This is a genomic window from Rufibacter hautae (assembly GCF_008271695.1).
Classification (GTDB): domain Bacteria; phylum Bacteroidota; class Bacteroidia; order Cytophagales; family Hymenobacteraceae; genus Nibribacter; species Nibribacter hautae.
The window spans coordinates 208,048-232,758 of sequence record NZ_VKKY01000002.1; the positions used below are offsets into that span (position 1 = coordinate 208,048).

The following is a 24,711-nucleotide window of genomic DNA, read 5'->3' on the forward strand; positions in this document are numbered from 1 at the left end:
TTACGCATATCGTCCCCCTTTGAAGAGGGTAGGGGGATGATTACACCTGCAGATTATCTCGTTATGAGGGTAGAGGCAATATCATGTGGTTGCCAATACTTTGTAGCATTTGCATTCAGTTCTTGACGCTACCTTGTCATCCCCCTACCCCCTTCAAAGGGGGACTTTCTCTTTTTTAATAGGGAAGAACTACATGGAAGAAGTTTTCATGCTTTGAACTCCTTTTTCCAAAAAGAGCCTTAAAACCCAGCAGCGGCATCATCTCCGCGGGGATCGGCGCCGCCTTCTAGTTGGCCGTTGGGCAGGACCAGGATTCCGGCGGCTCTGCCGATGCCGCCGTATTTGGGTACTATTTTATGGCCTTTGAGCCAGAGCCCGGCACCAGTCCCGAAACCCAGCGCGCCCCACTCAGACAAGACCCAGTTGGGTTTCCATTGGTGGTGGAAGCGGCCGGCGCTCACGGCCCCCTGCATGGTGAAGCCGTACCGCGTCACGTTCTGGATGATCTGGTACACGGTGGTAATGATGGTAGAGCCACCCATCGCCCCGATGACCATGAACAGTTTGCCGTCTTTCTCCAGGATGGTGGGCGTCATGGAACTGAGCATGCGTTTGCTCGGGGCAATGGCGTTGGCTTCTTCGCCCACCAAGCCGTAGCTGTTGGGGTATCCGGGCTTGATGCTGAAATCGTCCATCTCGTTGTTGAGCAGGAAACCCGCGCCGCCCACAAACACCTTGCTCCCGAAACTGCTGTTGAGGGTAGTGGTCACGGAAACGGCGTTTCCCTCCGGGTCCACGATGGCGTAATGCGTGGTGTTGGGGCCTTCAGGAAGGGGCGGCACTCCCGCCGAGACCTCTTTGCTGGACGTGGCTTTTTTGGGCGAGTAGCCCTGCATCCGGCTCTTGATATACGTGGTATCCAGCAATCCTTTCACCGGAACCTCGTAGAAATCGGCGTCGCCGAAGTGTTTGGCCCGGTCGGCGTAGACCCTTCGCTCGGCCTCAATCATGAGGTGCGCTGATTTTACCGTGTTCCAGCCCCAATCTTGTAGCGGATAGTCTTGGGCGATGGTCAGGAGTTGGATAAGGGCGATGCCGCCGCTGGAAGGTGGGGGCATGGAGATGACGCGGTAATCGCCTACCTGTCCGGTCACTGGTTTTCGCCACACCGCGCGGTAGGCTGCCAGGTCTTCTTTGGTGATAATGCCAGTGCCCCTCTTCATCTCTGCTACAATTAAATCAGCGGTTTGCCCTTCGTAGAATCCTGCCCGTCCCTGGTCTCGGATTCGTTCAAGGGTGCGGGCCAAGTCTTTGAGGTGCAGGGTATCGCCGGGACGCCAGCGGTCTTTCAGGATGAAGTCGGGGCTTTGGGAGTTGTACCGGATAAAATCCTTGCGCTGCTCGTTCAGCTTTTTCGCCTCTTTTTTGGTGAGCGGAAATCCGCGGTCAGCTAGAAGGACGGCCGGTTGCACCAGTTGCGCCCATGGTAGCCGGCCATAGGTGGCGTGCGCCTGCACCATGCCGTCCACGGTGCCGGGTACGCCCACGGCCAGGTGCCCTTTGTAACTCAGGTTTTCAATGACCTCGCCCTGGCCGTTGAGGTACATGTCGCGGTGGGCAGCACTAGGGGCTTTCTCACGGTAATCAAGGGTATTCAGCGTGCCATCGTGTTGGCGCAGCACCAGAAACCCGCCTCCGCCTATGTTGCCGGCATCGGGGTACACTACCGCGAGGGCGAACTGCACGGCCACGGCGGCATCTATGGCGTTTCCACCGCGCCGGAGAATGTCGGCACCCACCACAGAAGCCAAGGGATGCGCCGTGACCACCATGGCTTTCTCGGTGACAAGACCTGGTTTCTGGTGGGCTTTGTTCGCGCAGCCCACCGTGCCCACGAAAAACAGGATAAAAGCGATTCTTCTGAAAACCACGCCTTCGATCTTTGGTGAAAAACAAACGAATCTTTGTCTTTACCCCAATGCGGCTCTGGAGGTTTGCTTACTCAGGTTCAACCCCTAGGTGGATATTAAAAGGACAAAAAAATATTACTATATTGCAAATAAGCGCAGCAATAGATATCTTCATCACAGCCTTGCCACTTAGCGGTATTCTACTGGAGTATCGCCGGATGAATGAAAACCGGTTTTCAAGCCAAAAAAGCTGCCGGTAACCTGGCACTAGTTCACTGCCTATTTCAGAAAAATAGGCTAAAATCGACCTCAAGGTCAGGGGTAGCTTGTGTAGCTGAACCTGGCAAACTGCTTCCTTCCATCTTCCTCGCTGAGGAAATCCTTGCTTCTGCCTCCTGCGTTTCAAACGTCCATAATCGGTAGGTCTCCTTTCCGCTAACCGCACTCCCTCCAGTACACTCTACTGCCTTCTCACCACTGGAATTTTCCTAATCAACTTATTCAAACCAAAGAACCATGACAAATCAATTCAAATCATCTCCATTTTTCACCAGAATGATGTGCTGGTGCAGTGCGCTGGCCTGTATCATGCTGTTTTCTACCTGCGAAGACGACGAGGATGATAATTTAGAAGGCACTTTCTATGGGCCGGTGGTGGCCGTAGGGCAGGGGAATGCGAGAACCTGGGTGACCACGGATAACGCGGGAGCCCCGATGGCGGTGGGCGTTACTTTCTCTGAGCAGGCGATCAACAGCAACGGTCTGGGAAATGGCATGAAGATGTACACGCTGGCCTTGCCGGCGCAGGCCGAGCAGACTTTGTATGACCACGTGATGTTGGACTGGAACCCGCAGGGCCATGATCCTATTCCGCTTTACGGGGTGCCGCACTTTGACCTGCACTTCTATATGGTTTCGGAAGCCCAAGTAGCCGCCATCCAACCCCAGGCCACCATGGATGAGATGCCCGCCGAGCAGTTCAGGCCCCAGAATTATATCCTGACCCCGGGCGTGGTGCCCGGCATGGGCGCCCACTGGGTAGATGTCACCGATATGAACAACACCCCCGATAACTTTGACAAAACCTTTATCTACGGGTCACATGACGGTAATTTCATTTTCCATGAGCCCATGTTCACCCTGGATTTCCTGAACACCCTGCCCACCGTAGGCACCCAGACCATGAGCATTCCGCAGCCAACCGCCTACCAACAACCCGGTTTGTATCCGCAACGGTACAGCTACTCTTACAACGCCACTACCAAGGAATACACCATTTCCCTGCTGGACCTTACCGAGAAAGACTAGCCAACTCAGGTCTGTAACAGCTTGAGGTGCCTCTTGCCAAATAAGAGGTACCTCGTAGAATGCGTTTTTAGGCTGATTTACTAAAATCGGGACCAAAAGGTGCCGGGGTGCTACAGGTATGCTTGGGTTTTTGGCTCCTTCTGTGAAAATGGCCCCTAAACTAGAGTATACCTTAAACCGATTGCCTTACCCCAGCAAGGCCAGCAGGTCCTGCTTGGAAAGAGATTTGAGGATGCCGCCATCGGTTTTGATCAGGTCCTTGACCAGTTCTTTTTTGGAGGCCTGTAGTTGCATGATTTTCTCCTCCACAGTATCGGGGCAGATGAGCCGGACGGCCACCACGTTCTTCTCCTGCCCGATGCGGTAGGTGCGGTCAATGGCTTGGTTCTCTACGGCCGGATTCCACCACGGGTCTACCAGGTACACATAATCGGCGCGGGTGAGGTTGAGGCCGGTGCCGCCCGCCTTGAGGCTGATGAGGAACACGCGCACGTCTTCCTGTTCCTGAAACGCCGCGACGGCGCCTGCGCGATCTTTGGTCTGTCCGGTGAGCAAAGAGAATTTGATGCCGCGGGCCCGCAGTTCATTCTGAATAAGCTGTAACATGGATACAAACTGCGAGAACACCAGAATTTTGTGGTGCGGCGCTTTGCTTTCTATCTGCTCCAGCAGCACCTCCAGCTTGGCCGAGGTCTCAGCGTAGGCGGCTTCTTCGGGGAGCAGGGCGGGGGAGTTGCAGATCTGGCGAAGTCTGGTGAGGCCGCGCAGCACGTGCATGGGACTTTTCTGGATCTCCTCATCGGCCTGGGCCGAGATGAATTCCCTGATCTCCAGTTCATGGGCCGCGTAAATCTTCCGCTGGTCGGTGCCCATCTCGCAGTAGAGCACCATTTCGGTTTTTTCGGGCAGTTCCTTGGCTACCTGTTCCTTCGTTCTCCTCAGCAGGAAAGGACTTATCTTGCGCTGCAGCTCCTGGGCCCGTTTGTAGCTCTTGAATTGGTCAATTGGCTTTGAATAGTGGTCTCGGAAGTAGCGCTTGTTGCCCAAGAGGCCGGGGCAGGCAAAGGAAAGCTGACCGTACAAGTCATAGGTATTGTTTTCTAAAGGCGTACCCGTCATGACAATGCGGTTGCGCGCTTGCAACAGCCGCGCGGCCCGGTACCGCTGGCTTTCAGGGTTCTTGATGGCCTGCGACTCATCCAGGAAAATGTAGTTGAACCGGTATTCCTTCAGCACCATGATGTCTGAAAGCAGCGTACCGTAAGAGGTGAGCACAATCTCGTAGCCGTCCAGTTCTGCCGGGTTTTTGATGCGGTTGTTGCCGTACACCGTGATGATTTTGAGCGAGGGCGCAAACCGGGCCGCTTCCTGCTGCCAGTTGAACAGGAGCGAGGTGGGCACCACTACCAGGTTGGTGTTACGGGCTACTTTGGCGCGCTGCGAGAGGATGAAAGCCAGGACCTGCACGGTTTTCCCCAGACCCATGTCATCTGCCAGACAGCCCCCGAAATTGAACTGATCTAGGAAGCTGAGCCAGTTGAGCCCCTGCCGCTGGTAGTTGCGCAGGGTGGTCTGCAGCTCTTGGGGCACCTCCACCTCCGGGATGGCCTCGAAATTAGATAGTTTTTGTCTGTAAAGCGAAAGCTCCTCGCGCACCTCTTGGCTCAGGACCTCGTCCTTATAGAGTCCTTCAATGCTACTGAAGTTCATCTTGGGCGTGCGCAGGCGTTCGCCCACCACCTCGGCGGACTCAAAGAACGTCTTGAGTTTGTCTATCCACTCCTGCGGCAGAATACCCTGGGTGCCATCGTCCAGCGTCACAAAGCGGGTTTTGTTGCGCAACGTTTTGTGCAGGTGCTTGAGCGAGGCTTTCTGCTTGCCGAACTGCACGTTCAGGGAAGTGTCAAACCAATTGATGCCGCTGGTGACCAGAATGTTGATCTTGACTTTATGCGGATTGAGGTGGCTGTGCTTGAGTTCTCTAAAACCCAGAATGCTGATGTCCAGTTTGCGCCAGGCGTCAAAGGCCTCCAGAAACCAATCGTCCTGCAGGAAACGGTCTTTGTGCAGGTAAAAGCAGTCCAGGTGCAGTTGTTCTTTGAAGTGCGGGTGGTGCTTTAGAATGACGGCGGTGAACTGCAGTTCTGCTTCGCGGTCGCGGGCCACGGTAAAGGAGGTGCCTTGGGCATCGGTGGCGTGAATCTGCTTTTTGGAGAGCACCGGAATCTCCACCTGCCCGTACCGCATAACCGGCGTGAGCAGCACGAAATCCTCCGACTCTGAAAGATAAATCAACTGTTCCCGGTCCTGGTCAAAGCCTTGTTCCTCTAGTTGCTTAGACGTGGCCGGTTTCAGGTACGAGTAGGAAATCCTGATCTTGGTCTCCAGGTTGGCCAGGATGTTTTCGCGGAACTCCTCAAACTTGGAACCGTGCACCAGCACATGGAAGCCCCGCTTCTGGAAGAAGTCCAGCACGCGGCGTAGGTCTGGGTTGTGCAGCAGGTACAGGTTGTGCTGGATCTGCAGAAAGTGGCCGTACTTCAGTTGCAGATGCTTGAGCGGGTAAGGCTGGTCTTCAATGTACAACTGCGCCACGATGGCGTAGAAGTTGTCTTTCACCTGCACATCCAGTACCAGGTCCAAGGGCGTTTTCTTCAGCTGCACCGGCACCACCGAGCTGGCCGTGATGTTGGCAGACACCTCGGGGGTGTGCTGGTACACCGCCAGGTTCATGGGATTTTGCACCAGGGCCTTCAAGGCTTCCAGATCGGCTTCGGTAGGGTCGGTGTTGTAGTTGTTCTGGAACCGGGAAAGCGCGGTGTAGAACCTGAGTTCCTGGGGCTGGTTTGTTTTCCAGACGTAATCCAGCGGACTCAGGCCTTTGAGCGGATTCTTGATTTTACCGGTCTGGGTAGTAGCGGCCTCAAGCAGTTCTACGCTCAGGTGCTTGTAATACCTGTGCTCGCCCAGCACCACAATGAGCTGCGTGTTTTCCTTCTGTTTCGTTTTGGCGGGCAGAAAAGGCAGACTTTGCTTGGGTAGCAGCTTCTCTTTCAATACTACCTGCGTCTCCGGGGTTACGGGTAATAGCTCAGGCAGGCGGGGTTTGATCTTGAGGGATTTGTGGGCGTATTCCAGCGTGAAATACTGGTCCAGGTTTTCTTCCTCGGCCAAACCGTAATCCGCGGCCACAGGTTTTATCTTCTCCCGGCGCAAGGCATCGTCAAAGAAGACGCGTAATTCTTGACGGTTCAGAAGGGTCTGGAGCACCTGTGCCTGGTGGGCGCACAACGCGTCTTTAGGTGCCGCGCAGTCGCAGGAAAGCAGAAGTCCGTTTGGGTACTGGATGACAGAAACAACCGGAAAACGGCCGAAGGGCGAGGTGCCGGAGAAAGACGCCGCGTTAAGCTCTATCTGCAGGGGTTGGAGGTCAAACCCCAGGGTACCGCCCGCCATGGCCTGGGCCGAGGTATGCCGCGCAATGGTGGCATAGGTGAGCGTTCCACCCCAGATATTCTGTAGAAAGTAATTTGAAGGATGCACGGTTGCCGCCTCCGGTGCCTGCTCTTTCTCCGCCATGTCGCCCTGAGTTTCCAAGGCCTGAAGTTAAACAGAAAATTTTCCTTTTTGCCGCTCGCCCTAGTGCCTGACGCTCAAAGCCGAGCTTCCAGGTCAGCCTTTGGTTTCGTAGATTCTTTCAATGCGGCGGTCGGGCAGAAGCCACATGAAAGCCACCAACACGTAGATGAGGCCCGAGATCCAGGGGTTCACAAACGTCAGCACGATGCCTGCCAAATACAGGAAGGGCGAGATCTTCCCTTTGATGTCTTTGCCAATGGCGTGCGCCAGCTCAGATTCATGGCCGCTGCGGTTGATGATAAGGTGCTGCAGAATCCAGTAGGCAATGGAGCACATGAGCAGCATGATGCCGTAGAGCGCCACCGGAACCGGGGCAAAGTTGTTCTCCCCCATCCAGCCGGTGGTGAAAGGCACCAGGGAAAGCCAGAAGAGTAGGTGCAGGTTGGCCCACAAGATGTTCCCGTTTATTTTCCCGGCGCTGTGCAACAGGTGATGGTGGTTGTTCCAGTAAATGCCCAGGTAAAGGAAACTGAGGATATAGCTGAGCACGACCGGGAAAAGCGGTGTCAAGGCAGAGAAATCCTGCCCGTGCGGCACCTTGATCTCCAAGACCATGATGGTGATGATAATGGCCAACACGCCATCACTGAATGCCTCTAAACGTCCTTTGTTCATGCAGATGCCTTGGTTGCGGTTTGAATGTTCCCACCTGGGAGTGCGCTAAAGTAGCACGTGACCTGCCTGAAACCAAATTAGGCCTGATTTCTGGAAAACAGGCCTGAAACCCACACGCGGATTTTTAACTTGTTTGAGGTCATTGGGAATGCTTTCTTCTGAGGCTGTTGCCTCACGGAAGTTTCAAACTTCCGGCCATTTTGGGTCCAAGTTGAAAACTTGAACCAGAGACATTGTTGAACCTATAGCAGGAGATTCCCCTCCTAGGAGGGGCAGGGGTGGGTTTACACCAATTGAACTAAGCTTGCAGAGTTGATGCAATAACGCAGACCGCTCGGCTCGGGACCATCGGGGAAGACATGGCCCAGGTGACCATCGCAGACGTTGCATTGCACTTCCATTCTTTGCATGTGGTGGCTGTCATCGAAGAGATACTTGATGGCGCCTTTGGCGATGGGTTGCGTAAAAATGGGCCACCCGGAAATGGCGTGGTACTTCTCTGAGGCGTTGAACAGCAAAGAACCGCAACCCGCGCAGGCGTATACCCCGGGTTCATAGGATCGGCAATAGGCGTTTCGGTAGGGCGACTCGGTTCCTTTCTGCCGCAGGATCTGGTACTGGGCGGGCGTGAGCCGCTGTTGCCATTCCTCCTCCGTAAGCTCCACCCGATGGGCAGGCTCTGGGTTGCTGTACTTGGCATACTTGATAACGTCAATCCACCGGATCATCATAGAAACTTTTGGCGCAGTTGTTTCTGAAAAACGAACGAACCTATGATGTGGTTGATGTGCTTGGTGGACAAAATCTGCTGAAGGGATTTATAGATTCCAGGAATACCCTTTTTCTGTTTCAAGCCTGATTTTCAGGAATGATGGCTAAAACGACTTTATTAGATTTTGGAAAAAGGAGCGAAGGTAGGATTTTACTTCTGTTGACACCGTTAATTACTATAAACCTCAAAGATGCTGTTTTGTAATTTAAGTAGTTGAAGATCAATTGTAAAAGGCAGATGCTCTCCGAAGATCCAATTGTAAAGGTAGTAGGGTGTGGCCTTTGGATGCTTCAGGGTAGAAGGAAAAAGCTAATTCAGTTTAGTGGCTGTTTCGTGAAAAGGTGCTCTAAACGGGTGGAAAGGGATTTAGTAACCTGGGGTAAACCAGTGTGTGCTTCAAGAAGTACTACTTTTAACCTGTTTTCTCGTATGACGCATGTAAGTACCGGTATTTGGTGTTTCATATTGTGTATTCAAAGGGAACAATTGCCTTATTCCGGTCTGATGCTGAACCCTTTATATGAGATACAGACTAACCTTCTTCCTTTTCTTTGGATGTATGATCGGGCTGCGGGCCCAGGTGATAACCGCCCCAGATTCCATCAAACCCGGTAGGGGCAACCGGGAAACGCAGCTGCAGCGCATCAAGGAGCGCAAAAAAAGACTTTTCACCGATCCGGTCAACGGCACCGAGCCCCAAAACGCTTTCCTGCTGGACACCACGCTGTTCAACAAGTACGGCGACCTGCTCCACGATGACCCTGAATACAACAAAAGGCAACCCCTCTGGAAACCCACGGCCCAGGTCATCGGGATCAATGCGGCATTTATGGGGTTCAACCGCTACGTGGCCAAGGCAGATTACGGTTACGTTAGCCCGGAGACCTGGAAAACCAACCTGAGGTCCAAGCCTGAGTGGGACACCGATGAGTTCGGGATCAACTTCATCGGGCACCCGTACCAGGGCACGCTGTATTTCAATGCCGCCCGCTCGCAGGGCTACAGCTACTGGCAGTCGTTGCCGTTTGCCGTGGGCGGAAGCCTTACCTGGGAGTACCTGGGCGAGAACACGCTGCCGTCTTACAATGACATGATTTACACGCCACTCAACGGGGCGGCGCTGGGCGAGATCCTGTACCGCCTCAGCTCCAACATCCTGGACGACCGTACGCGGGGCCGAGAGCGGGCGGTGCGCGAGATTGCCGCCGGTCTGGTGAACCCGGTGCGCGGCCTGAACCGGCTGCTGCAGGGCAAAACCTTCCAGGTCACCAACAAGGAAGTCTACGAGAAAGAACCCATCAACATCACACTTTTTGCCGGGGTACACCGCCAGAACGAAAAACAGGACGATGTCTTCGGCCCCGCCGATACCAAGGGCATGCTCAACGTACAGCTGGATTACGGCAACCCCTTTGAACTGCAGAAACGCAAACCGTTTGACCTGTTCCGCCTCCGGGCCGAGTTCAGCAAGGGCGGCGCAGACACCACCGCGGGCATTATCAACAACATCACCGGGTACGGCATCCTGACGGGGCGCAACTCCAAACTGGGCAAACTGGACCTGCTCACCGGCGTTTTTCAGTACTACGATTACTGGAATACCCGCAACTTTGACTTGGGGGCACTGGGTTTCGGGGGAGGGGTGTTCACGCGGTTGCCGCTCACAAACCAATTGAACCTGTACTCCAACGCGCACCTGGGGGTGATTCCGCTGGCCGGCAACAGTACCCGTTTCGCGCCCGATGAGAACGGCCTGCGCAATTACGTGTACACCACCGGCCTGCACGGCAAGATAGAAAGCACCCTGAGTTTGGGGCGCTATGCCTCGGCCGCGTTTGTGTACTACCATTACTGGCTCAAGACCTTTGAAGGCCTGGAAGGCAGCAATTCCATCGGGATCATCCGGCCGCGGGTAACGGTGCAGTTGTACAAGAACCTGAGCCTGGGGTACGAGCATTTCGGGTACACCACCAACCGCCGCCTGGACGAATACCCTACCCAGCGCGCCGTCATCACCGATCAGAAAATCTTCCTGCAACTCTTCCTCCAGGACCCGCAGCGCAAAGGCCGATACAACTAAGGTTAGGGTCTGGGTAGCGTTGGCGAAAGGTTATTTAGCCAGTTGGTGTTTAAGGCCCAGTTTGCCAAAAGTAGGCTCTAAACAACCTTTGGCTTTATGTTGAAGCTGGCCATAATTCTTGCTTTCGGCGCCTGTGAAATCGGAAGGACAACAATGTGCAGAAGGGAAATCTATAAGTTCTGCCTTCCAAGACGTACCTTTAGCGTTTGAGAAAAGGGTTGGCCATCTGGCGCAGCCTTGCAAGAGAACGGCAGAAACATGAAAGCAGTAGGCAACATCCTTGACATCAGCACGCAGCGCGACAGCCGGCACAAAGGCATTGAGGTGCACCTTGATTCCATTGAATACCTCACCAGCAAGAAAGACGGACGCTACTACCAGGATTTTGAGTACCTGGACGAGCTGGAAACTCCGCTGGTGATCACCGGCGACTGCCTGGCGCGGGTGAGCGGCAAACCTTCTCCAGACGGAGAGTACGAGTTCAAGGTGTATGACAAAGTAGGGGAGGAGTACGTCCTGAACCCCGACAAAAAGCTTTTCCTGACCGTGGTCTATGACTTCGACGAAGACCTGAACATCCTTTCTGAGGCGTATTACTCGGTGACCATGCCCAACGAGGAGTTCACCCAGTTCAAGATGGAAAAGGAGAAAGAGAAGTCCCGGAAGAACTGGAAAGGCCGCAAGAAAAATTAACGAAGCCTTTTTTAGCGGAAAACCTTTTGGTTTTAGACCTGTTTTCAGGAAATTGGCTTAAAAGGCGGAATCTGGCCCCTAGCTAAACTTTTGCGTGTAGACAGAGTAAATAATCAGAGTATTTCTTTTCATTGGAAAAGGGGGATGAAAGCCCCATCAGGAACCGGAAAATGGCTACCCTACACCTGGAGAATCTGTACCAAGACGATGTTGTCCAGATAGAACTAGACAAAGGAAACGCCATGCTGCAGTTCACTTTCCTGCAGCAGCCTACCCTAGAGCAGTTCAGGAATCGGTACCAACTCGCTTTTGACCGGGCGGGCCTCAAAGGCATCAAACTCTGGCTCACCGACGCCCAGAACATCAAGGTCATGCAGCCCGAGAACCAGACCTGGCTCAAGCAGAACATGGCGACCCTCTTTGACACCAACCAATTGCAGAAGTTCGCGATTGTCATGGCCCCCGAGTGCTTTGTCATGACCAACCCCAACAAAGTGTATGAGAAACCCGCCACCGAAACGAATGCTCCGGTGTCGGGAAAAATAAAGGTGCATTTCGCCAAAGATGCCGCCTTAGACTGGCTCCTGAATGAGTAAAGCCTTGCCCTTTCTTACAGAAAGCACCGCTTTTTTCGGGCGGCTCCAAAATCAATCCAACATGCGGGTGTATCTTGCCAGGAAAGCAGTAACCGCGGCTATCCGGGTACCGGTGCACCGGAAGGAAATTACAATCTATGAAGTACAAGCAACCAGAGCTTAGAACCGTCAATGTCGTGCGGTACGTGACCCCGCTGCGCGAAGGTGGTTCTCTGCCCGCCATAGTGGAGGCCGATGATGAGTTTCTCTACGTGCTCAAATTCCGGGGAGCCGGTCAGGGCGTAAAAGCTCTCATTGCCGAACTGGTGGCCGGCGAGATGGCCCGGGTCCTGGGTTTCAGGGTACCCGAGCTGGTGTTCGCGCACCTGGACGAGAGCTTCGGGCGCACTGAGCCCGATGAAGAGATCCAGGACCTGCTGCGGTTCAGCGAAGGCCTCAACCTGGGCCTCCATTACCTGTCCCGGGCCATCACCTTTGACGCGCTGGTCACCACCGTTGACACCAGGCTGGCCTCTGAGGTAGTCTGGTTTGATTGCCTGATCACCAACGTAGACCGCACTGCCCGCAACACCAACATGCTCATGTGGCACAAGGAACTTTGGCTTATTGACCATGGCGCGGCCTTTTACTTCCACCACTCGTGGCAGAACTGGCAGGAGCAGGCCAAGCGGCCGTTCGCCCAGGCCAAAGACCACGTGCTGCTGCCCCAGGCCACGGAACTGGAGGCGGTGGACGCTGAGTTCAAGGCGATTCTTACCCCGGAGGTAATCCAATCCATTGTATCTTTGATCCCTGAGGACTGGCTCACCGGGGATTCCCCGTTTGCCTCCCCCGAGGAGCACCGCCAGGCCTACGCCCAGTTCCTGGAGACCCGCCTAGCCCATACCGAAACCTTTGTGAAAGAAGCGCAACATGCAAGAAAAGCACTTATTTGAGTACGCCGTTTTAAGGGTAGTTCCCTGCGTGGAGCGCGAGGAATTTCTCAATGTGGGTGTGGTGCTCTACTGTTCTTCGCAAGGATTTCTCCAAACCCTGTTCCACCTGGACCATACGCGCCTTCAGGCCTTCACAACGCCCGTGGACCTGGACGAACTGCAAGCCCGCCTGGATGCTTTCGCGCGGATCTGCGCCGGTGGCAAAGTTGGCGGCACCATCGGCCGGTTGCCCATCGCCTCGCGGTTTCGGTGGCTCACCGCCACCCGCAGCACCATCGTGCAGACCTCTCCCGTACACCCGGGCCTCTGCACCGATCCCCGCGAAACCCTGGACCGCCTGTACCATCAACTGGTGCTGTAGGTTTGACGACCGGTAGAAGTTGACTTTGGTGCAACGCTCCATTTAGAGTCTGTTTTTACATAAAAGGCCCCAAAACAGAGAGCGGCAGATCAAGGGAAATCCTAAGGCGAACAGTTTGAAAAGCATCGGAAATGAATTCATTGTGCCTGAGTGATGTTTCCTTTCTGAAGCCGTTTGGTAGCCGAAAGCCCAGCAACTGATAATAGAGGCAGACCGCCAAAGGACAGCCTAAAGAGAAGCACAACCCAAATGAAGATGTCAGAAGAAGAGTTTGATAATAGATTGGTGGAGACCCTGGATGCTTTCCTGGAAACCATGGCCGAGAGCCCCGAGGTGGACCTGGACAGATTCTATACCATGACCTGCCTGCTGGAGAACCTGCGGTTTTTCAGCCCGGTTCTGTACAGCGCCATCAAGAACAAAGAGTAAAAAAAACGGCTCCTGCGCCCTGGGTCCAGGTAGCGTTTAGCGCCCCTTTTTATCTAAATACCCCCAAAAAACAGCCATCTAATGATGGCTGTTTTGGTTTCTATCCCATAAACCTGAGGCTTCATCACATTTACTTTTGCCTCTGCGCAAAGCTTTCTACTCTTGCTCATCATTAGTACAGGTTGTTACCTCTAACCCTAGAAATTATGAGCACTTCCCTTCAGAAAGCCAGCCCAACCGCTTGGTGCCTGCCCGCAGGTTCCTTCCTCCGGAGCGGTTTACTTCTTCTCGCCTTCGGGGTAGCCTCGCTGCCGGCCTGCACCCAAAAAGCCCACCTGGTAGACCCCCAGGTTTCCAATGCCCAAAGCCTCATTACTCAAACTTTCTTCCCCAACCTGGAACGGATTGAGTTCGCCGCCAACCTGGCAGCCGATGATCACCTGCGCACGGGCCTAACCCCGGGCATGAGCCTGGCCGTGGCTAAAGACGGTAAGGTGATTTTTGAGCGTGCCTACGGCGAAGCCGATGTAGAGAACGGGATACTGGCGGGGCCGGAAACCGTGTACAAGATTGGCTCGCTCACCATGCAATTTACCGCCGCCATAGTCATGCGATTGGTGGAGGAGGGCCGGGTTTCCCTGGATGATTCCGTCACGCGGTTTCTGCCTGATTACCCCACCCAAGGAAACCAAGTCACCATCCGCCATCTGCTGAACCACACCTCCGGCATCAAGTCATTTAGGATAATGGATGAGGAAAACCGGCAGCGGTTCCGGCAGGACCTTACTTACGGAGAGATGGTCCAACACTTTGGGGAGCAGCCATTTGACTTCCAACCCGGCGAGGCGTTCTCTGAAAACAACATGGCGTATTACCTGCTGGGCGAGATCATCTCCAGGGTAACCGGCCTGCCCTATGAAGACTACGTGAACACCCAACTTTTGCAGCCGCTGCAGCTGAACCACACCGCGTTCTGTAATGACAAACGCCTGATTCCCCATCGGGCCCTGGGCTACGAGTACGAGGAGGGCAAGCTGATCAATGCCCGGTATGTCAGCATGCAGGTGGCCGGTGGGGCAGGGGCGCTCTGTTCTAATCTAAGTGATCTGCTCCGCTGGACCTATTTGTTGCACAGTGGTCAGGTGGTATCACCCGCTTCGTTGCGGCAGATGATTTCGCCCACTCGGCTGGCCGGCGGGGATTCCGTGGGGTATGGCTTCGGGTTGGAGCTGGATGAGTTGGGCGGGCATCCGCAGGTGTTCCATTCGGGCAGTGCCAACGGGTTTGTCTCGGCGCTGGCCCATTACCCACAAGATGGCCTCACCGTTGCCGTGTTCATGAATTCCACCATTGGAAAGCCTTTGGAGGTTTTGAAAACACTGGCGCGTGCGGCCCTGGGGTTGGAGGTGCACGATCTGCCTCTGCGGTACAAAGAGAGTAGCAGATACCAAGGCACTTATACTTACCGGGTTGGGCATAAAACGCGTGAGCTGCGGGTGTTCTGTGAGAAGGGACAACTGAAAGCCCAGCCCTTGGGCGGCAAACCTTTCCGGCTTCTCTACCAGGGAAACCACGTGTTCGTGCCTGAGGTAAACGAGGACCTGCGCCTTGCCTTCTCCGTGGAAAATGGCCGGGTACAGGGCTTGAACCTGCACGCGGGGCGCTGGGAGGTAACCTCGGCTACACGCAAGTCTTGATCAAAGAAGCCTTCTTCATCATGAAATGACGGTGGTGTTTTGAGCCGGTTTTTAGGAAAACAGCCGCTAAATAGCAGTCCTTCCGGTATGTTCCACCTCGCCTCGCCAAAGGCATTTTCCTTCTTAAGCTGATACTCCCTTGCCCCGTCAACGGCTTTCATCACATTTTCGGCGGCACTCGTCACTTTTTTTATTTTCCAATCGGGCATTGCCCTATCATTGTTTTAAAATCCTGAGCCATGAACGACCTCGTCAATAATCCTTCGTACCTCAAAAGAGTAGAGTTTTGGGGCGCCACTACCATCTTCGTCTTTGCGGTTTTCTTCCTGACCACCATTTCCCACGGGCCAGACCAGCATCGGTTTGATGAGGCGGGAATTCCGTTTTACTATTACCAGGACTATTTCTTCCCGAGGCTCATTCGCTACATGCTGCTTTACCTGGGTTTCCTGCTCCTCAATTTCAAAGTCATTCCCCAACTTATGGATAAAGAGAGTTTGGTTAAGAATATCATTATTGTTGTGGGGCTCTTTCTGTTGGCCGGGATGGTGTTTGGCATCACGAATACCTACTCTAAAAACTATCTCTTTAACCGGTACCCTACTGAGGATGATGCGTACCAGGCTTTTTTCCAGGACAGCTATTTCTACGCCTTCCGGTTGCTGTTGCTCATCGGGTTTTACGCCTTCATCAAGTATGTGGGGCTATACCTGCTGTCCAGCTCAGAGGCTATCCAATCTAAATACCGCCTCATCACCCGCGACGGCCTGGCCGCTTTTGTGATCTGGATGATCAGTATGTTCCTCTTGATGGTAGTGGATGCCGAAGGGGAGTTTATTTTGGGTTGGGGCATTGTGGGGCCCAGTAGTATCCTGCTTTACTGCTACTCGTTTTATGCCCTTATTCCTAAATCTCTGCCTAAAAAGAAACCCTTCAGAGCGTATTTGGGAAAAGCAGTTCTGGTACTGATTGCCTCCATCGTTCCCATTGGGTTTCTGGCGCTGCTTCTGGTACAGACTAATGTCCAGGATAATGAGTTTGCCTTCATTATAGCAATTTTCAATGTTTTCTTTCAGTTACTCATCACGGTACCTGTTTCCTGGGTACTGTTCAAGCGCCAGATGCAGGGTCACGCCGAGATCCACGTACTGAAGCAGGAACTGGGACAGTCAACCGCCAACTTTGACTTCCTGCGCTCACAGATCAACCCGCATTTTCTGTTCAACGCGTTGAATACGATCTACGGCACTGCCATCCAGGAAAACGCCGAGCGCACGAGCGAGGGCGTGGAAAGGCTGGGCAACATGATGCGCTTCATGCTGCAGGAGAATCTGCAGGAAAGAATATCGCTGGTGCGCGAAGTGGAGTACCTGGAGAACTATATCAGCTTCCAGCGCCTCCGCACCGATGAAAGCCCCAGCGTACGCATCACGGCTCAGATAGAGCAACCTATTTGCCCCATCCAGATATCGCCCATGCTGCTTATTCCGTTCGTGGAGAATGCCTTCAAGCACGGCATCAGTTTCCGGGAGCCTTCGCACATCAACATCACGCTGGAGGTGAAAGAGAAGACCCTGTACTTTGACGTGCACAACAGCAAGCATGACAAGCAGGGCACCGATCCGGAGAAAGACAAAAGCGGCATCGGGCTGGTGAACGTGCGGCAGCGTCTGCAGTTGCTGTACCCGGGGCGGCACGAACTCATCATCCGGGAAACAGGGAAAGAATTTTTTGTGCATCTTACCCTGCAGGTAGCCTAGTTCGTTAAAACCTTTATGTCCACTTCTACTATGAAAGCCATTGCCATTGACGATGAACCCATAGCGCTGGAGATTGTGCGATCGCACGCCTCAAAGGTGCCGTTCCTGGACCTGAAAGCCGAGTTCACCGATGCCTTCAAAGCCCTGGAGTACCTGCAGAAGGAGAGCATTGACTTACTGTTCCTGGACATAAAGATGCCCGATATCTCGGGCATCGATTTTTTCAATTCGCTGAGCAAAAAGCCGCTGCTCATTTTCACCACCGCCTACTCAGAGCACGCCGTGACCTCCTTTGAGATGGATGCCGTGGATTACCTGCTCAAGCCGTTCTCTTTGTCACGGTTCCTCAAGGGCTGCAACAAGGCGTTTGAGCTCCATAATTTCAGAAACGCCTCCGAAACCACGGACCACCTCTACATCAAAACCGGCTACGAGCAGATCAAGGTTTTCTTTGAGGACATCCTGTACCTGGAGGCCACTGGCAACTACGTCACTTTCGCTACCAAAGAGAAAAGCATCCTCTCGCGCAGCACCTTCATAGAAGCCATCAACCTGCTGCCCCCTGATAAATTCGTGCGGGTGCACCGGTCTTTCGTGGTGGCCGTGAACAAGATTGACAAAGTGGAAAGGCACCAGGTCACCATCAATCACAAAACCATCCCCCTCAGCGAAGCCTTCCGCCAAAGCCTCACTGCTTACCTAAGCCGGTAAAATAGGTATGGCCGTTTTAGCCTCTTTTTCAGAAAACAACTCCAAAACTGACTGAAGTGTTGATGGTGTTTGTTAACGCATTTCGTCCCCCTTTAAAGGGGGTAGGGGGATGACCACTCGTGCAGATTCTGACATTCCCAATATGTAGGGGCAATCCCTTGTGGTTGCCCATTACAGTGTTTCACAGCAAAAGGGCAACCACAAGGGATTGCCCCTACAATATGGAATGCATTCTTCAGCAGAAGAAATCATCCCCCTACCCCCTTCAAAGGGGGACGGAATGCGTGCATAAGACGAAAACAAAAAGCCGGTAAGAGTTCTCTCACCGGCTTTTTGTTTTCTAAAATAAATACTTCGGCTTAGGTCCAATAAAGAATGGGAGCCTCAGGGAAGCGTCTTTTGAGTTCGCTGTAGAAGAAGCTGCGCAGCATGGTCATGGTGGCGGCATTGTAGACGTACTTCTTGCCCCCGAACTTGTTGTACTTGAGGGAACGGTTGCTCTCGTCAAAGTCAATGATGGTGTTGGGGTACCATTCCTGCAAGAGCGCCTTGGAGCCCGGCGTGAACCGGTGGCTGATCAACTCAAAAGTGAACTCACAGGGGAAATTCAGGGTCTGCTCCAGCCGGTCAAGTAAATAGGTGTACTGCTCTTCCCAGTCCGGCACGGGCATGATGGGGGCGATGACCAGGCCTACTTTGTAACCTCCACCGCCTTGGGCCTGCGGTAATGCCAACTTGCGGATGGCGGCTAACCGGGCCTCCATAGAGGCGGTACCACCTTCCATGCGACGAGAGATGAAATCGGTGTTGAGGCTGATGCGGGGTTGGGTGTGGCCGTTGTGCGGAAGGTTGAGTAGGCCGTCTACCTGGTCAAACTTAGAAACCCAGCGCAGGTGCATGTTCTCCTGCTCTCCGAAGAAACGGATGGTCTCGGCCAGGCTGCCGGTGAGGTGCTCAATGCCCAGCGGATCTGTGTAGCAGCTCGCCTCAAAGGTGGTTACCTGGTTGGGGTTGCGGTAGTTCACCAGGTTGTTGAGAATGGTAGGCAGGTTAGCGAAGGTCCTGATCACGGGCGGACCCTGCAAACTACCCGCCAAATAGCAATACTGGCAGTGGGCAGGACAGCCTTCGGCCAGGTGAAACTGGTAATCGGCGGAGGGAGGAATGGGTTGCAGTTTCAAAGCGCTGGGTGGGGCCGTGACAATGGCCAAAGTGCTTTTGGCCTTGCGGTACGTTTCCCGCTCGTCTTCGCCGCGCAAACCCGTCAGCCGGTTCTGCTTTAACTCCTGCACCGGCAAGCCCAGGGCCTGCACCCGCTCGTAAATCTGCCTGCCCCAGGGCTCGTCCAACGCGGCCGGGGTGATAAGTACTTGCTTGGGCATCCATATTTTAGAGCGGATCTCCGCTTTGGGGTTTACAATCTCCTGAACTGCTTCCATGTATGTATTTTCTAGCTGAAGTAAGGGGTAATTCTAGGGGCAGCACACTACCATAAAAAGGCTTCTCTGCTGCTATAGAACTAACATCAACCTACCCGCTTTGATTCATATTTTAAGCCTGTAATTAGTTTGTAAGTAATTGTAAATCAATATTTTATAAATATATTTTCCTGAACCAGACCATTGTTTTGGCTGTTCTAAAAGGGTATGCAGAAATTCAATCCATCTACCATTCTCTACACCCCCGATGCCCTGAATGACCGCGGGCAGAAGGCTTTGCTCACCTACCCAGACGCGGTGCCGCAGGCCATTGCGCAGCATAACCGCTTGCCGGCTTTGGAGGGAAACCATTACCAGGTGAAGTCAGATGTGTTGGTGCTGGGCCGCCTGAAAACGTTGCTGTGCCGGGAGAGCGGCCGCAGCTCAGATTTCATCGCGCCTAGCCTGGCCAATGGTTGTCTGGGCGCTTGTGCCTATTGCTACGTAGACCGCAACAAGACCGTGAACCCCATCACGCTGTTTACCAACACCGAGGAGATTCTGTCGGCCGTGAACAAGCACGTGCAAAAGCAGCCCTGGCCCAAAGTCCCGAACCAAACGCATGCCCAGTTCTATACCTATGACATCGGGTGTAATTCAGACGTGTCGGTGGATGCTTCTATCTCTGATGGCGTGGAGACGGCGATTCGGTTCTTCCGAGACCATCCCAAAGCGTTCGCCACTTTCGCCACCAAGTTTGTGAACCCACAGATGCTGGATTATGACCCGCAGGGCAAGACCCGCATCAGGTTCAGCCTGCTGCCCCAGAAGGTAAGCAAGTTGGTAGACGTGCGCACCGATAGCCTGGCCAAGCGTCTGGCCGCCATCACCGACTTCTACCAGGCCGGTTATGACGTGCACGTGAATTTCTCGCCGGTGATTGTGTATGAAGGCTGGCTGGAGGATTACCGCGAGTTGTTTGAGCAGTTGAATGAGGTGGTTCCTCCCAAGCTGAAGGAGACCATGAGCTGCGAGGTGATCTTTCTCACGCACAACCAGTGGCAGCACGAGATTAACCTGTCCATCAACCCTAAAGCCGAGAACATGATCTGGGCGCCGGCTATCCAGGAGACCAAGCAGAGCCAGTTTGGCGGCATCAATGTGCGTTACCAATACCAGCTAAAGGCCCAATGGATAGCTGAATTCAAGAAGCTGCAGCAGGAAGTGATTCCGTGGTGCCAGATCAGGTACATTTTCTAAAAAACAGTCCTTAAACGCCTAAGCCTCTGTTCCGCCCTCTTGGGAGCAGAGGCTTTTTTAATCCTTCGTTTCATTAGTCAGAGGCTTAGATAAGTCATTGCAGGTCTTTATATTAGATTCAGCAACAGACGCATCATTCCATCTGTGAATCACGCCCCTGATTCCAGCAAAAGACCCTATACCTTTCACCAAACCATTTTCAACATGAGGATTGAGCAGTTTACAACAGAGAATGGACTGGTGCAGTCTACCTTGACCCAACTGCGCGAGCGGGTGGCCGGGAAAACCTTTTCAGACGTGGTAGACGGGGAGGGGCACCAGTACGTGGACCTGGTCATGGAAGGCGGCGGCATGCTGGGTATTGCTTTGGTAGGATACGTGTATGTGCTGGAGCAGATGGGCATCAGGTTTCTGCGGCTGGGCGGTACTTCTGCGGGATCTATCAACGCCCTCTTGATGGCGGCGTCCGGACCCAAAAACCAAGCGGCCAGCGATTGGATTCTGCAGGTTCTGGCCGGTAAAAACTTCTATGACTTTGTAGACGGCGACTCAGACGCCCGAGACTTTATTGAGGCTTGGGTAGAAGGCAGCGGCCTGGTGAAACTCACCTGGAAAGGCGCCCAAATCATAGACAACCTGCGCAATGACTTCGGATTGAACCCGGGCCGGCATTTCCATGAATGGCTATCGGTGCAGCTGAAGATGAAACAGGTAGACACCTGGGGCAAACTAGAGGCGCTCAGGATGCAGGGCAACGAACGCCTTATCCACCGTGACGGCACACCCTATGTCTCAGATTCCGCGGGCCGGCTGGCCCTGGTGGCCGCCGATGTCACAACCCAGACCAAGGTGGATTTCCCGGCCATGGCCGATTTGTATTGGGCAAACCCCAGCCAGGTGAACCCGGCAGATTTCGTGCGGGCCTCCATGTCCATTCCTTTGTTTTTTCAGCCGTTTGTGGTGAGAAACCTGCCCAAGGGATTGGCGGCACTGGACAGATGGAACAAAGTAGGCTACACCGGCAACGTGCCGGAAGAAGTCTTTTTCATAGACGGCGGCATCAACTCCAACTTCCCTATAGACCTTTTCCACAACCAGAACAAGGTCCCGCAGGCGCCTACCTTCGGGGTGCAACTAGGCGTGGATCGTGATGAACCCAGGCGCATTAAAACGGTGTCCAACCTGGTGGGTGCCATCTTTGACTCGGCCCGCCACGTGCACGACTATGACTTCATTGCCCGTAACCCAGACTACCGGCACCTGGTGGCCTTTCTGGATACCGACGAATTTACCTGGTTTGACTTCCGGATGCCCGATGCGCAGAAACTCCGCTTGTTTGAACTAGGGGTGAAAGGCGCCGCCGATTTCCTCATCAGGTTTGATTGGCCCAAATACAAGGAACTGCGGCAAACCATGGTAGCCCTGAAACAGAAATCCGACAACATGCTAGCGAAGGCCAATACCAAAGCCTTGATCCATGGTGATCTGAAAGATCATCCAGGCCCAGATTCTTCACAGGAGACTAGCGCCTGAACCAACGTTTTGACAAAATAGCCCTGAAACGCAAGCCTTTAACCTTCGCAAAGCTATAAATAACCCAAGTTGTGAGTCACTGCCGAGGATGAAAATTAACCCACCCCTGCCCCTCCGAGGAGGGGAATACCAGATACAGTAAGATTAAACCGAATAATATATTTGTAACGCATTTAAGATTCCCCTACTCGGAGGGGTAGGGGTGGGTAAAGGAGCGTTATGGATTTGTCCAGTTTCTGCGAAGCGCAACTTGAGTTAAATAGCAAATAGGGTAAAATCTCTGCACTCCAATTTGCATCCGGCGGCGGCGTTTTGTGGGCATTTTCAGCAAAAGAGGCTAAATTGGGCATCAGTCTATTCCACCATCTAACAGCCCATGCATTACTTCAGAAAGAATACAGCCCTGGTATTCCTTTTCATTTCCCTGCTTTTCTCCTGCGCCTCCAGCGAGAAGGCCGTTTCAGGTAAACAGGTAGAGAAATGGGAGCAGCAGGCCGCCCGCGTGACTATCATCCGCGATGATTTCGGGGTGCCGCACATCTACGGCAAAACCGATGCCGATGCGGTGTTCGGGTTGCTGTACGCGCAGTGCGAGGATGACTTCAACCGGGTGGAGCGCAACTACCTGTGGGCTATCGGCCGGTTGGCCGAGGTGGAAGGAGAGGAGATGCTCTACAGCGATCTGCGGGCCCGTTTGTACATGGCCCAAGAGGAAGCCATCCGGAACTATGAGAAAAGTCCGGCCTGGCTCAAGACCCTCTGCAACGCCTTCGCCGATGGCATTAACTATTACCTGCACACGCACCCCGAGGTGAAACCCAAACTGCTCACCCGTTTTGAGCCCTGGATGCCCATGTACTTTTCTGAAGGCTCCATTGGCGGCGATATTGAAAGCGTGTCCACCGCCCGCATTAAGGCGTTCTACGAGTCAAACAAATCACTGGGCTACAACAGCTACGGCGATGGACTGGAACATCCGGCCTTGTTGGCCGAACCGAAAGGCTCCAACGGCTTCACCATCTCGGGCAAGCACACCGCCTCCGGTAAGGCCATGCTGCTGATCAATCCGCACACGTCTTTCTTCTTTCGGGGTGAAGTCCACGCGGTGAGCGAGGAAGGCCTTAATGCCTACGGTGCCGTGACCTGGGGGCAGTTCTTCATCTACCAGGGCTTCAACGAGAAAACTGGCTGGATGCATACCTCAGCCTACGCCGATGTGGTAGACGAGTTTGAAGAAACCATAGTGAAGGAGAACGGCAAATTGTTCTACCAGTACGGCAAGGAGAAGCGGCCGGTGACCTCGTCAAAAGTGACCCTGGCCTACAAAGACGGCCGCGAGGTGAAAGAGAAAACCTTTACCACTTTCCGGACACACCACGGACCCATCACGCACCAGAACGGCGACAAATGGGTAGCCACGGCCCTCATGTGGAAACCTGTGGAGGCGCTGACCCAATCCTACACCCGCACGAAGAAAAGCAACCTGAAGGAGTTCAACGAGATGATGAAGATCAGGACGAACTCCTCCAACGGCACTGTTTACGCCGATGCCGACGGAAACATTGCCTACTACCACGGCAACTTCTTTCCGCGCCGCGATGCAGCCTTTGACTACACCAAACCCGTGGACGGCTCAAACCCCAAAACCGACTGGCAGGGAATCCACCCGCTGGAGGAAACCATCATTGTCACCAACCCGGCCAACGGCTGGATTCAGAACTGCAATTCCACGCCGTTCACCAGCGCCGGCGAATACAGCCCCAAAAAAGAAAACTACCCCGTGTACATGGGGCAGTCGCCGGAGAATTTCAGGGGCATCCACGCGGTTCGGCTGTTGAAGAAAGCCAATGACCTTACCCTGGACAAACTCATCAAACTGGCGTATGACCCGTACCTGCCGGCGTTTGAGGTGTTGATCCCGGGCCTGGTGAAAGCCTACGATGTCCAGAAACCAATCGACCCCAAGCTGAAGGAAGCCATAGACGTGATGCGCAACTGGGATTACGCGGTGTCCAAAGAATCCGTGCCCATGTCCCTGGCGCATTTTTACGCGACCAACCTGTTCAAGAACGGCAGCGCGCCGCAGGGACTGAGTTTGATTGACCGCATTTCCTATTACGCCAACACTGCTCCCGAGAAAGAGCGCCTGGAGATTTTCTCCCAGACCGTAGCGCAAGTGCAAAAGGACTTCGGGACCTGGAGAACACCTTGGGGCGAGATCAACCGGTATCAACGTTTAACTGGCGACATCAAGCAGCCCTTCAATGACGCGGCGCCCAGCATTCCGGTGGGCATGGCCTCGGGGAACTGGGGAGCATTGGCCTCCTTCGGGTCCAGCGCTTACAACACCAAACGCCTGTACGGTACTCTGGGCAACAGTTTTGTGGCGGTGGTGGAGTTCGGTGACAAGGTGAAGGCCAAAACCCTGTTGGCTGGCGGCCAGAGCGGCGACCCTAAATCCCCGCATTTCTCCGACCAAGCCCAGCGCTACGCCGATGTCCAGTTCAAAGACGTCGCCTATTACCGCGAAGACGTAGAGAAACGCGCTGAAGCCACCTACCATCCGGGCCAGAAACCAATCTTAACCAAGTAAGAATCTGTTTATGAGCCGTTTTGAGAAAAATGGCTCATAAACGGGATATCAACTTAAAAGGCCTCTCCAACCGGATAGGCCTTTTGGTTTTAGGTCCAGGCAGCCGAAATTCCCTTACAAACCCAGACCTTCCTGGCTAATCAAAGATAAGGCTGTGGGACAAACCAGATTTGCCTTAAAACTAGACTTGTAATTGATTATTATCCTTTGATCATGAGGTTATTAATTCTTGAAGTTGACGCTCATCTTTTTCCCAATCAGAGTAGAAGATCTTTGAAATTATGTTAACTTTAATATAGTAAATGATACGTTTTCGTTTTTGCCGATAATGAGTTTGGCTACCTGGCAAAAAGCAACGGCCTCCTTGTCCTTGTTTTCTGTGGTCTCTGTTCTGGGGAGCA

General features: G+C 53.6%; 18 protein-coding genes. 13 read left to right on the forward strand and 5 right to left on the reverse strand.

All coding sequences use genetic code 11. The features are described from left to right. Positions 1-239: 239 nt before the first annotated feature. Positions 240-1,832, reverse strand: coding sequence for a gamma-glutamyltransferase (gene ggt / locus FOA19_RS09925; protein WP_149091885.1), 1,593 nt, complete (start codon positions 1,830-1,832; stop codon positions 240-242). Positions 1,833-2,426: 594 nt separating this feature from the next. On the opposite strand from ggt, the gene FOA19_RS09930 reads away from it, so the two are divergent. After that, positions 2,427-3,218 carry a DUF5602 domain-containing protein gene (locus tag FOA19_RS09930; RefSeq protein WP_149090684.1) on the forward strand — a complete coding sequence of 264 codons (792 nt, stop codon included), beginning with the start codon at positions 2,427-2,429 and terminating at the stop codon, positions 3,216-3,218. 186 nt (positions 3,219-3,404) lie between these two features. Here the strand turns inward: FOA19_RS09930 and FOA19_RS09935 are convergent, their stop codons facing one another. The 3 genes from FOA19_RS09935 to msrB all read right to left on the reverse strand — a co-directional run bounded on the left by FOA19_RS09935 (position 3,405) and on the right by msrB (position 8,200). Next, a complete protein-coding gene (locus FOA19_RS09935; protein WP_149090685.1) occupies positions 3,405-6,815 on the reverse strand; it encodes a DEAD/DEAH box helicase in 3,411 nt (1,136 codons plus the stop codon). A 75-nt stretch (positions 6,816-6,890) separates the two neighbouring features. Then, positions 6,891-7,472, reverse strand: a complete 582-nt coding sequence (locus tag FOA19_RS09940) for a TMEM175 family protein (RefSeq protein WP_149090686.1) — start codon at positions 7,470-7,472, stop codon at positions 6,891-6,893. A 284-nt stretch (positions 7,473-7,756) separates the two neighbouring features. Beyond that, positions 7,757-8,200, reverse strand: a complete 444-nt coding sequence (msrB, locus tag FOA19_RS09945; RefSeq protein WP_149091886.1) for a peptide-methionine (R)-S-oxide reductase MsrB — start codon at positions 8,198-8,200, stop codon at positions 7,757-7,759. Between the two features lie 564 nt (positions 8,201-8,764). Here msrB and FOA19_RS09950 point away from each other — a divergent pair. The 9 genes from FOA19_RS09950 (at position 8,765) to FOA19_RS09990 (ending at position 17,506) form a co-directional block, all read left to right on the forward strand. After that, on the forward strand, positions 8,765-10,324 hold the full coding sequence (locus FOA19_RS09950) for a DUF3943 domain-containing protein (protein WP_149090687.1): 1,560 nt from the start codon (positions 8,765-8,767) through the stop codon (positions 10,322-10,324). Positions 10,325-10,582: 258 nt separating this feature from the next. After that, positions 10,583-11,017 (forward strand): hypothetical protein, encoded by a 435-nt coding sequence (locus tag FOA19_RS09955; RefSeq protein WP_149090688.1) that lies wholly within the window; start codon positions 10,583-10,585, stop codon positions 11,015-11,017. Positions 11,018-11,187: 170 nt separating this feature from the next. Further along, positions 11,188-11,613 carry a hypothetical protein gene (locus FOA19_RS09960; RefSeq protein ID WP_149090689.1) on the forward strand — a complete coding sequence of 142 codons (426 nt, stop codon included), beginning with the start codon at positions 11,188-11,190 and terminating at the stop codon, positions 11,611-11,613. A 137-nt stretch (positions 11,614-11,750) separates the two neighbouring features. Then, positions 11,751-12,548: a HipA family kinase gene (locus FOA19_RS09965; protein ID WP_149090690.1), complete on the forward strand. Its 798-nt coding sequence runs from the start codon at positions 11,751-11,753 to the stop codon at positions 12,546-12,548. Continuing rightward, a complete protein-coding gene (locus FOA19_RS09970) occupies positions 12,526-12,909 on the forward strand; it encodes a DUF3037 domain-containing protein (protein ID WP_149090691.1) in 384 nt (127 codons plus the stop codon). Before FOA19_RS09965 ends, FOA19_RS09970 begins: the two co-directional genes overlap by 23 nt. A 255-nt stretch (positions 12,910-13,164) precedes the next feature. Beyond that, the gene (locus FOA19_RS09975; RefSeq protein ID WP_223808824.1) at positions 13,165-13,338 is read left to right on the forward strand and encodes a hypothetical protein; all 174 of its coding nucleotides are present in this window, start codon (positions 13,165-13,167) and stop codon (positions 13,336-13,338) included. A gap of 206 nt (positions 13,339-13,544) precedes the next feature. Further along, positions 13,545-15,035, forward strand: coding sequence for a serine hydrolase domain-containing protein (locus FOA19_RS09980; protein WP_149090693.1), 1,491 nt, complete (start codon positions 13,545-13,547; stop codon positions 15,033-15,035). Between the two features lie 239 nt (positions 15,036-15,274). After that, positions 15,275-16,795 (forward strand): sensor histidine kinase, encoded by a 1,521-nt coding sequence (locus FOA19_RS09985; RefSeq protein WP_149090694.1) that lies wholly within the window; start codon positions 15,275-15,277, stop codon positions 16,793-16,795. Between the two features lie 15 nt (positions 16,796-16,810). Further along, the gene (locus tag FOA19_RS09990) at positions 16,811-17,506 is read left to right on the forward strand and encodes a LytR/AlgR family response regulator transcription factor (RefSeq protein ID WP_223808825.1); all 696 of its coding nucleotides are present in this window, start codon (positions 16,811-16,813) and stop codon (positions 17,504-17,506) included. Between the two features lie 359 nt (positions 17,507-17,865). Here FOA19_RS09990 and FOA19_RS09995 read toward each other — a convergent pair whose 3' ends face one another. Further along, the gene (locus tag FOA19_RS09995; protein ID WP_149090695.1) at positions 17,866-18,945 is read right to left on the reverse strand and encodes a spore photoproduct lyase family protein; all 1,080 of its coding nucleotides are present in this window, start codon (positions 18,943-18,945) and stop codon (positions 17,866-17,868) included. 207 nt (positions 18,946-19,152) lie between these two features. Between FOA19_RS09995 and FOA19_RS10000 the strand changes: the two genes are divergently transcribed. The 3 genes from FOA19_RS10000 to FOA19_RS10010 all read left to right on the forward strand — a co-directional run bounded on the left by FOA19_RS10000 (position 19,153) and on the right by FOA19_RS10010 (position 24,310). Beyond that, positions 19,153-20,184 (forward strand): spore photoproduct lyase family protein, encoded by a 1,032-nt coding sequence (locus FOA19_RS10000; protein ID WP_149090696.1) that lies wholly within the window; start codon positions 19,153-19,155, stop codon positions 20,182-20,184. A gap of 204 nt (positions 20,185-20,388) precedes the next feature. Then, positions 20,389-21,717, forward strand: a complete 1,329-nt coding sequence (locus tag FOA19_RS10005; protein WP_190300355.1) for a patatin-like phospholipase family protein — start codon at positions 20,389-20,391, stop codon at positions 21,715-21,717. A gap of 376 nt (positions 21,718-22,093) precedes the next feature. Continuing rightward, complete coding sequence (locus FOA19_RS10010; RefSeq protein ID WP_149090698.1) at positions 22,094-24,310, forward strand: acylase; 2,217 nt, start codon at positions 22,094-22,096, stop codon at positions 24,308-24,310. Positions 24,311-24,711 lie beyond the last annotated feature (401 nt).

Bases quoted from the DNA above. Each gene is read 5' to 3' on its own strand.
- ggt (WP_149091885.1), bottom strand. From the start codon at position 1,832: ATGGTGGTCACGGCGCATCCCTTGGCTTCTGTGGTGGGTGCCGACATT.
- FOA19_RS09995 (WP_149090695.1), bottom strand. From the start codon at position 18,945: ATGGAAGCAGTTCAGGAGATTGTAAACCCCAAAGCGGAGATCCGCTCT.
- FOA19_RS09955 (WP_149090688.1), top strand. From the start codon at position 10,583: ATGAAAGCAGTAGGCAACATCCTTGACATCAGCACGCAGCGCGACAGC.
- FOA19_RS09930 (WP_149090684.1), top strand. From the start codon at position 2,427: ATGACAAATCAATTCAAATCATCTCCATTTTTCACCAGAATGATGTGC.
- FOA19_RS09975 (WP_223808824.1), top strand. From the start codon at position 13,165: ATGTCAGAAGAAGAGTTTGATAATAGATTGGTGGAGACCCTGGATGCT.
- FOA19_RS09960 (WP_149090689.1), top strand. From the start codon at position 11,188: ATGGCTACCCTACACCTGGAGAATCTGTACCAAGACGATGTTGTCCAG.
- FOA19_RS09990 (WP_223808825.1), top strand. From the start codon at position 16,811: ATGTCCACTTCTACTATGAAAGCCATTGCCATTGACGATGAACCCATA.
- FOA19_RS10000 (WP_149090696.1), top strand. From the start codon at position 19,153: ATGCAGAAATTCAATCCATCTACCATTCTCTACACCCCCGATGCCCTG.
- FOA19_RS10005 (WP_190300355.1), top strand. From the start codon at position 20,389: ATGAGGATTGAGCAGTTTACAACAGAGAATGGACTGGTGCAGTCTACC.
- FOA19_RS09980 (WP_149090693.1), top strand. From the start codon at position 13,545: ATGAGCACTTCCCTTCAGAAAGCCAGCCCAACCGCTTGGTGCCTGCCC.
- FOA19_RS09970 (WP_149090691.1), top strand. From the start codon at position 12,526: ATGCAAGAAAAGCACTTATTTGAGTACGCCGTTTTAAGGGTAGTTCCC.
- FOA19_RS09965 (WP_149090690.1), top strand. From the start codon at position 11,751: ATGAAGTACAAGCAACCAGAGCTTAGAACCGTCAATGTCGTGCGGTAC.
- FOA19_RS10010 (WP_149090698.1), top strand. From the start codon at position 22,094: ATGCATTACTTCAGAAAGAATACAGCCCTGGTATTCCTTTTCATTTCC.
- FOA19_RS09940 (WP_149090686.1), bottom strand. From the start codon at position 7,472: ATGAACAAAGGACGTTTAGAGGCATTCAGTGATGGCGTGTTGGCCATT.
- msrB (WP_149091886.1), bottom strand. From the start codon at position 8,200: ATGATCCGGTGGATTGACGTTATCAAGTATGCCAAGTACAGCAACCCA.
- FOA19_RS09950 (WP_149090687.1), top strand. From the start codon at position 8,765: ATGAGATACAGACTAACCTTCTTCCTTTTCTTTGGATGTATGATCGGG.
- FOA19_RS09985 (WP_149090694.1), top strand. From the start codon at position 15,275: ATGAACGACCTCGTCAATAATCCTTCGTACCTCAAAAGAGTAGAGTTT.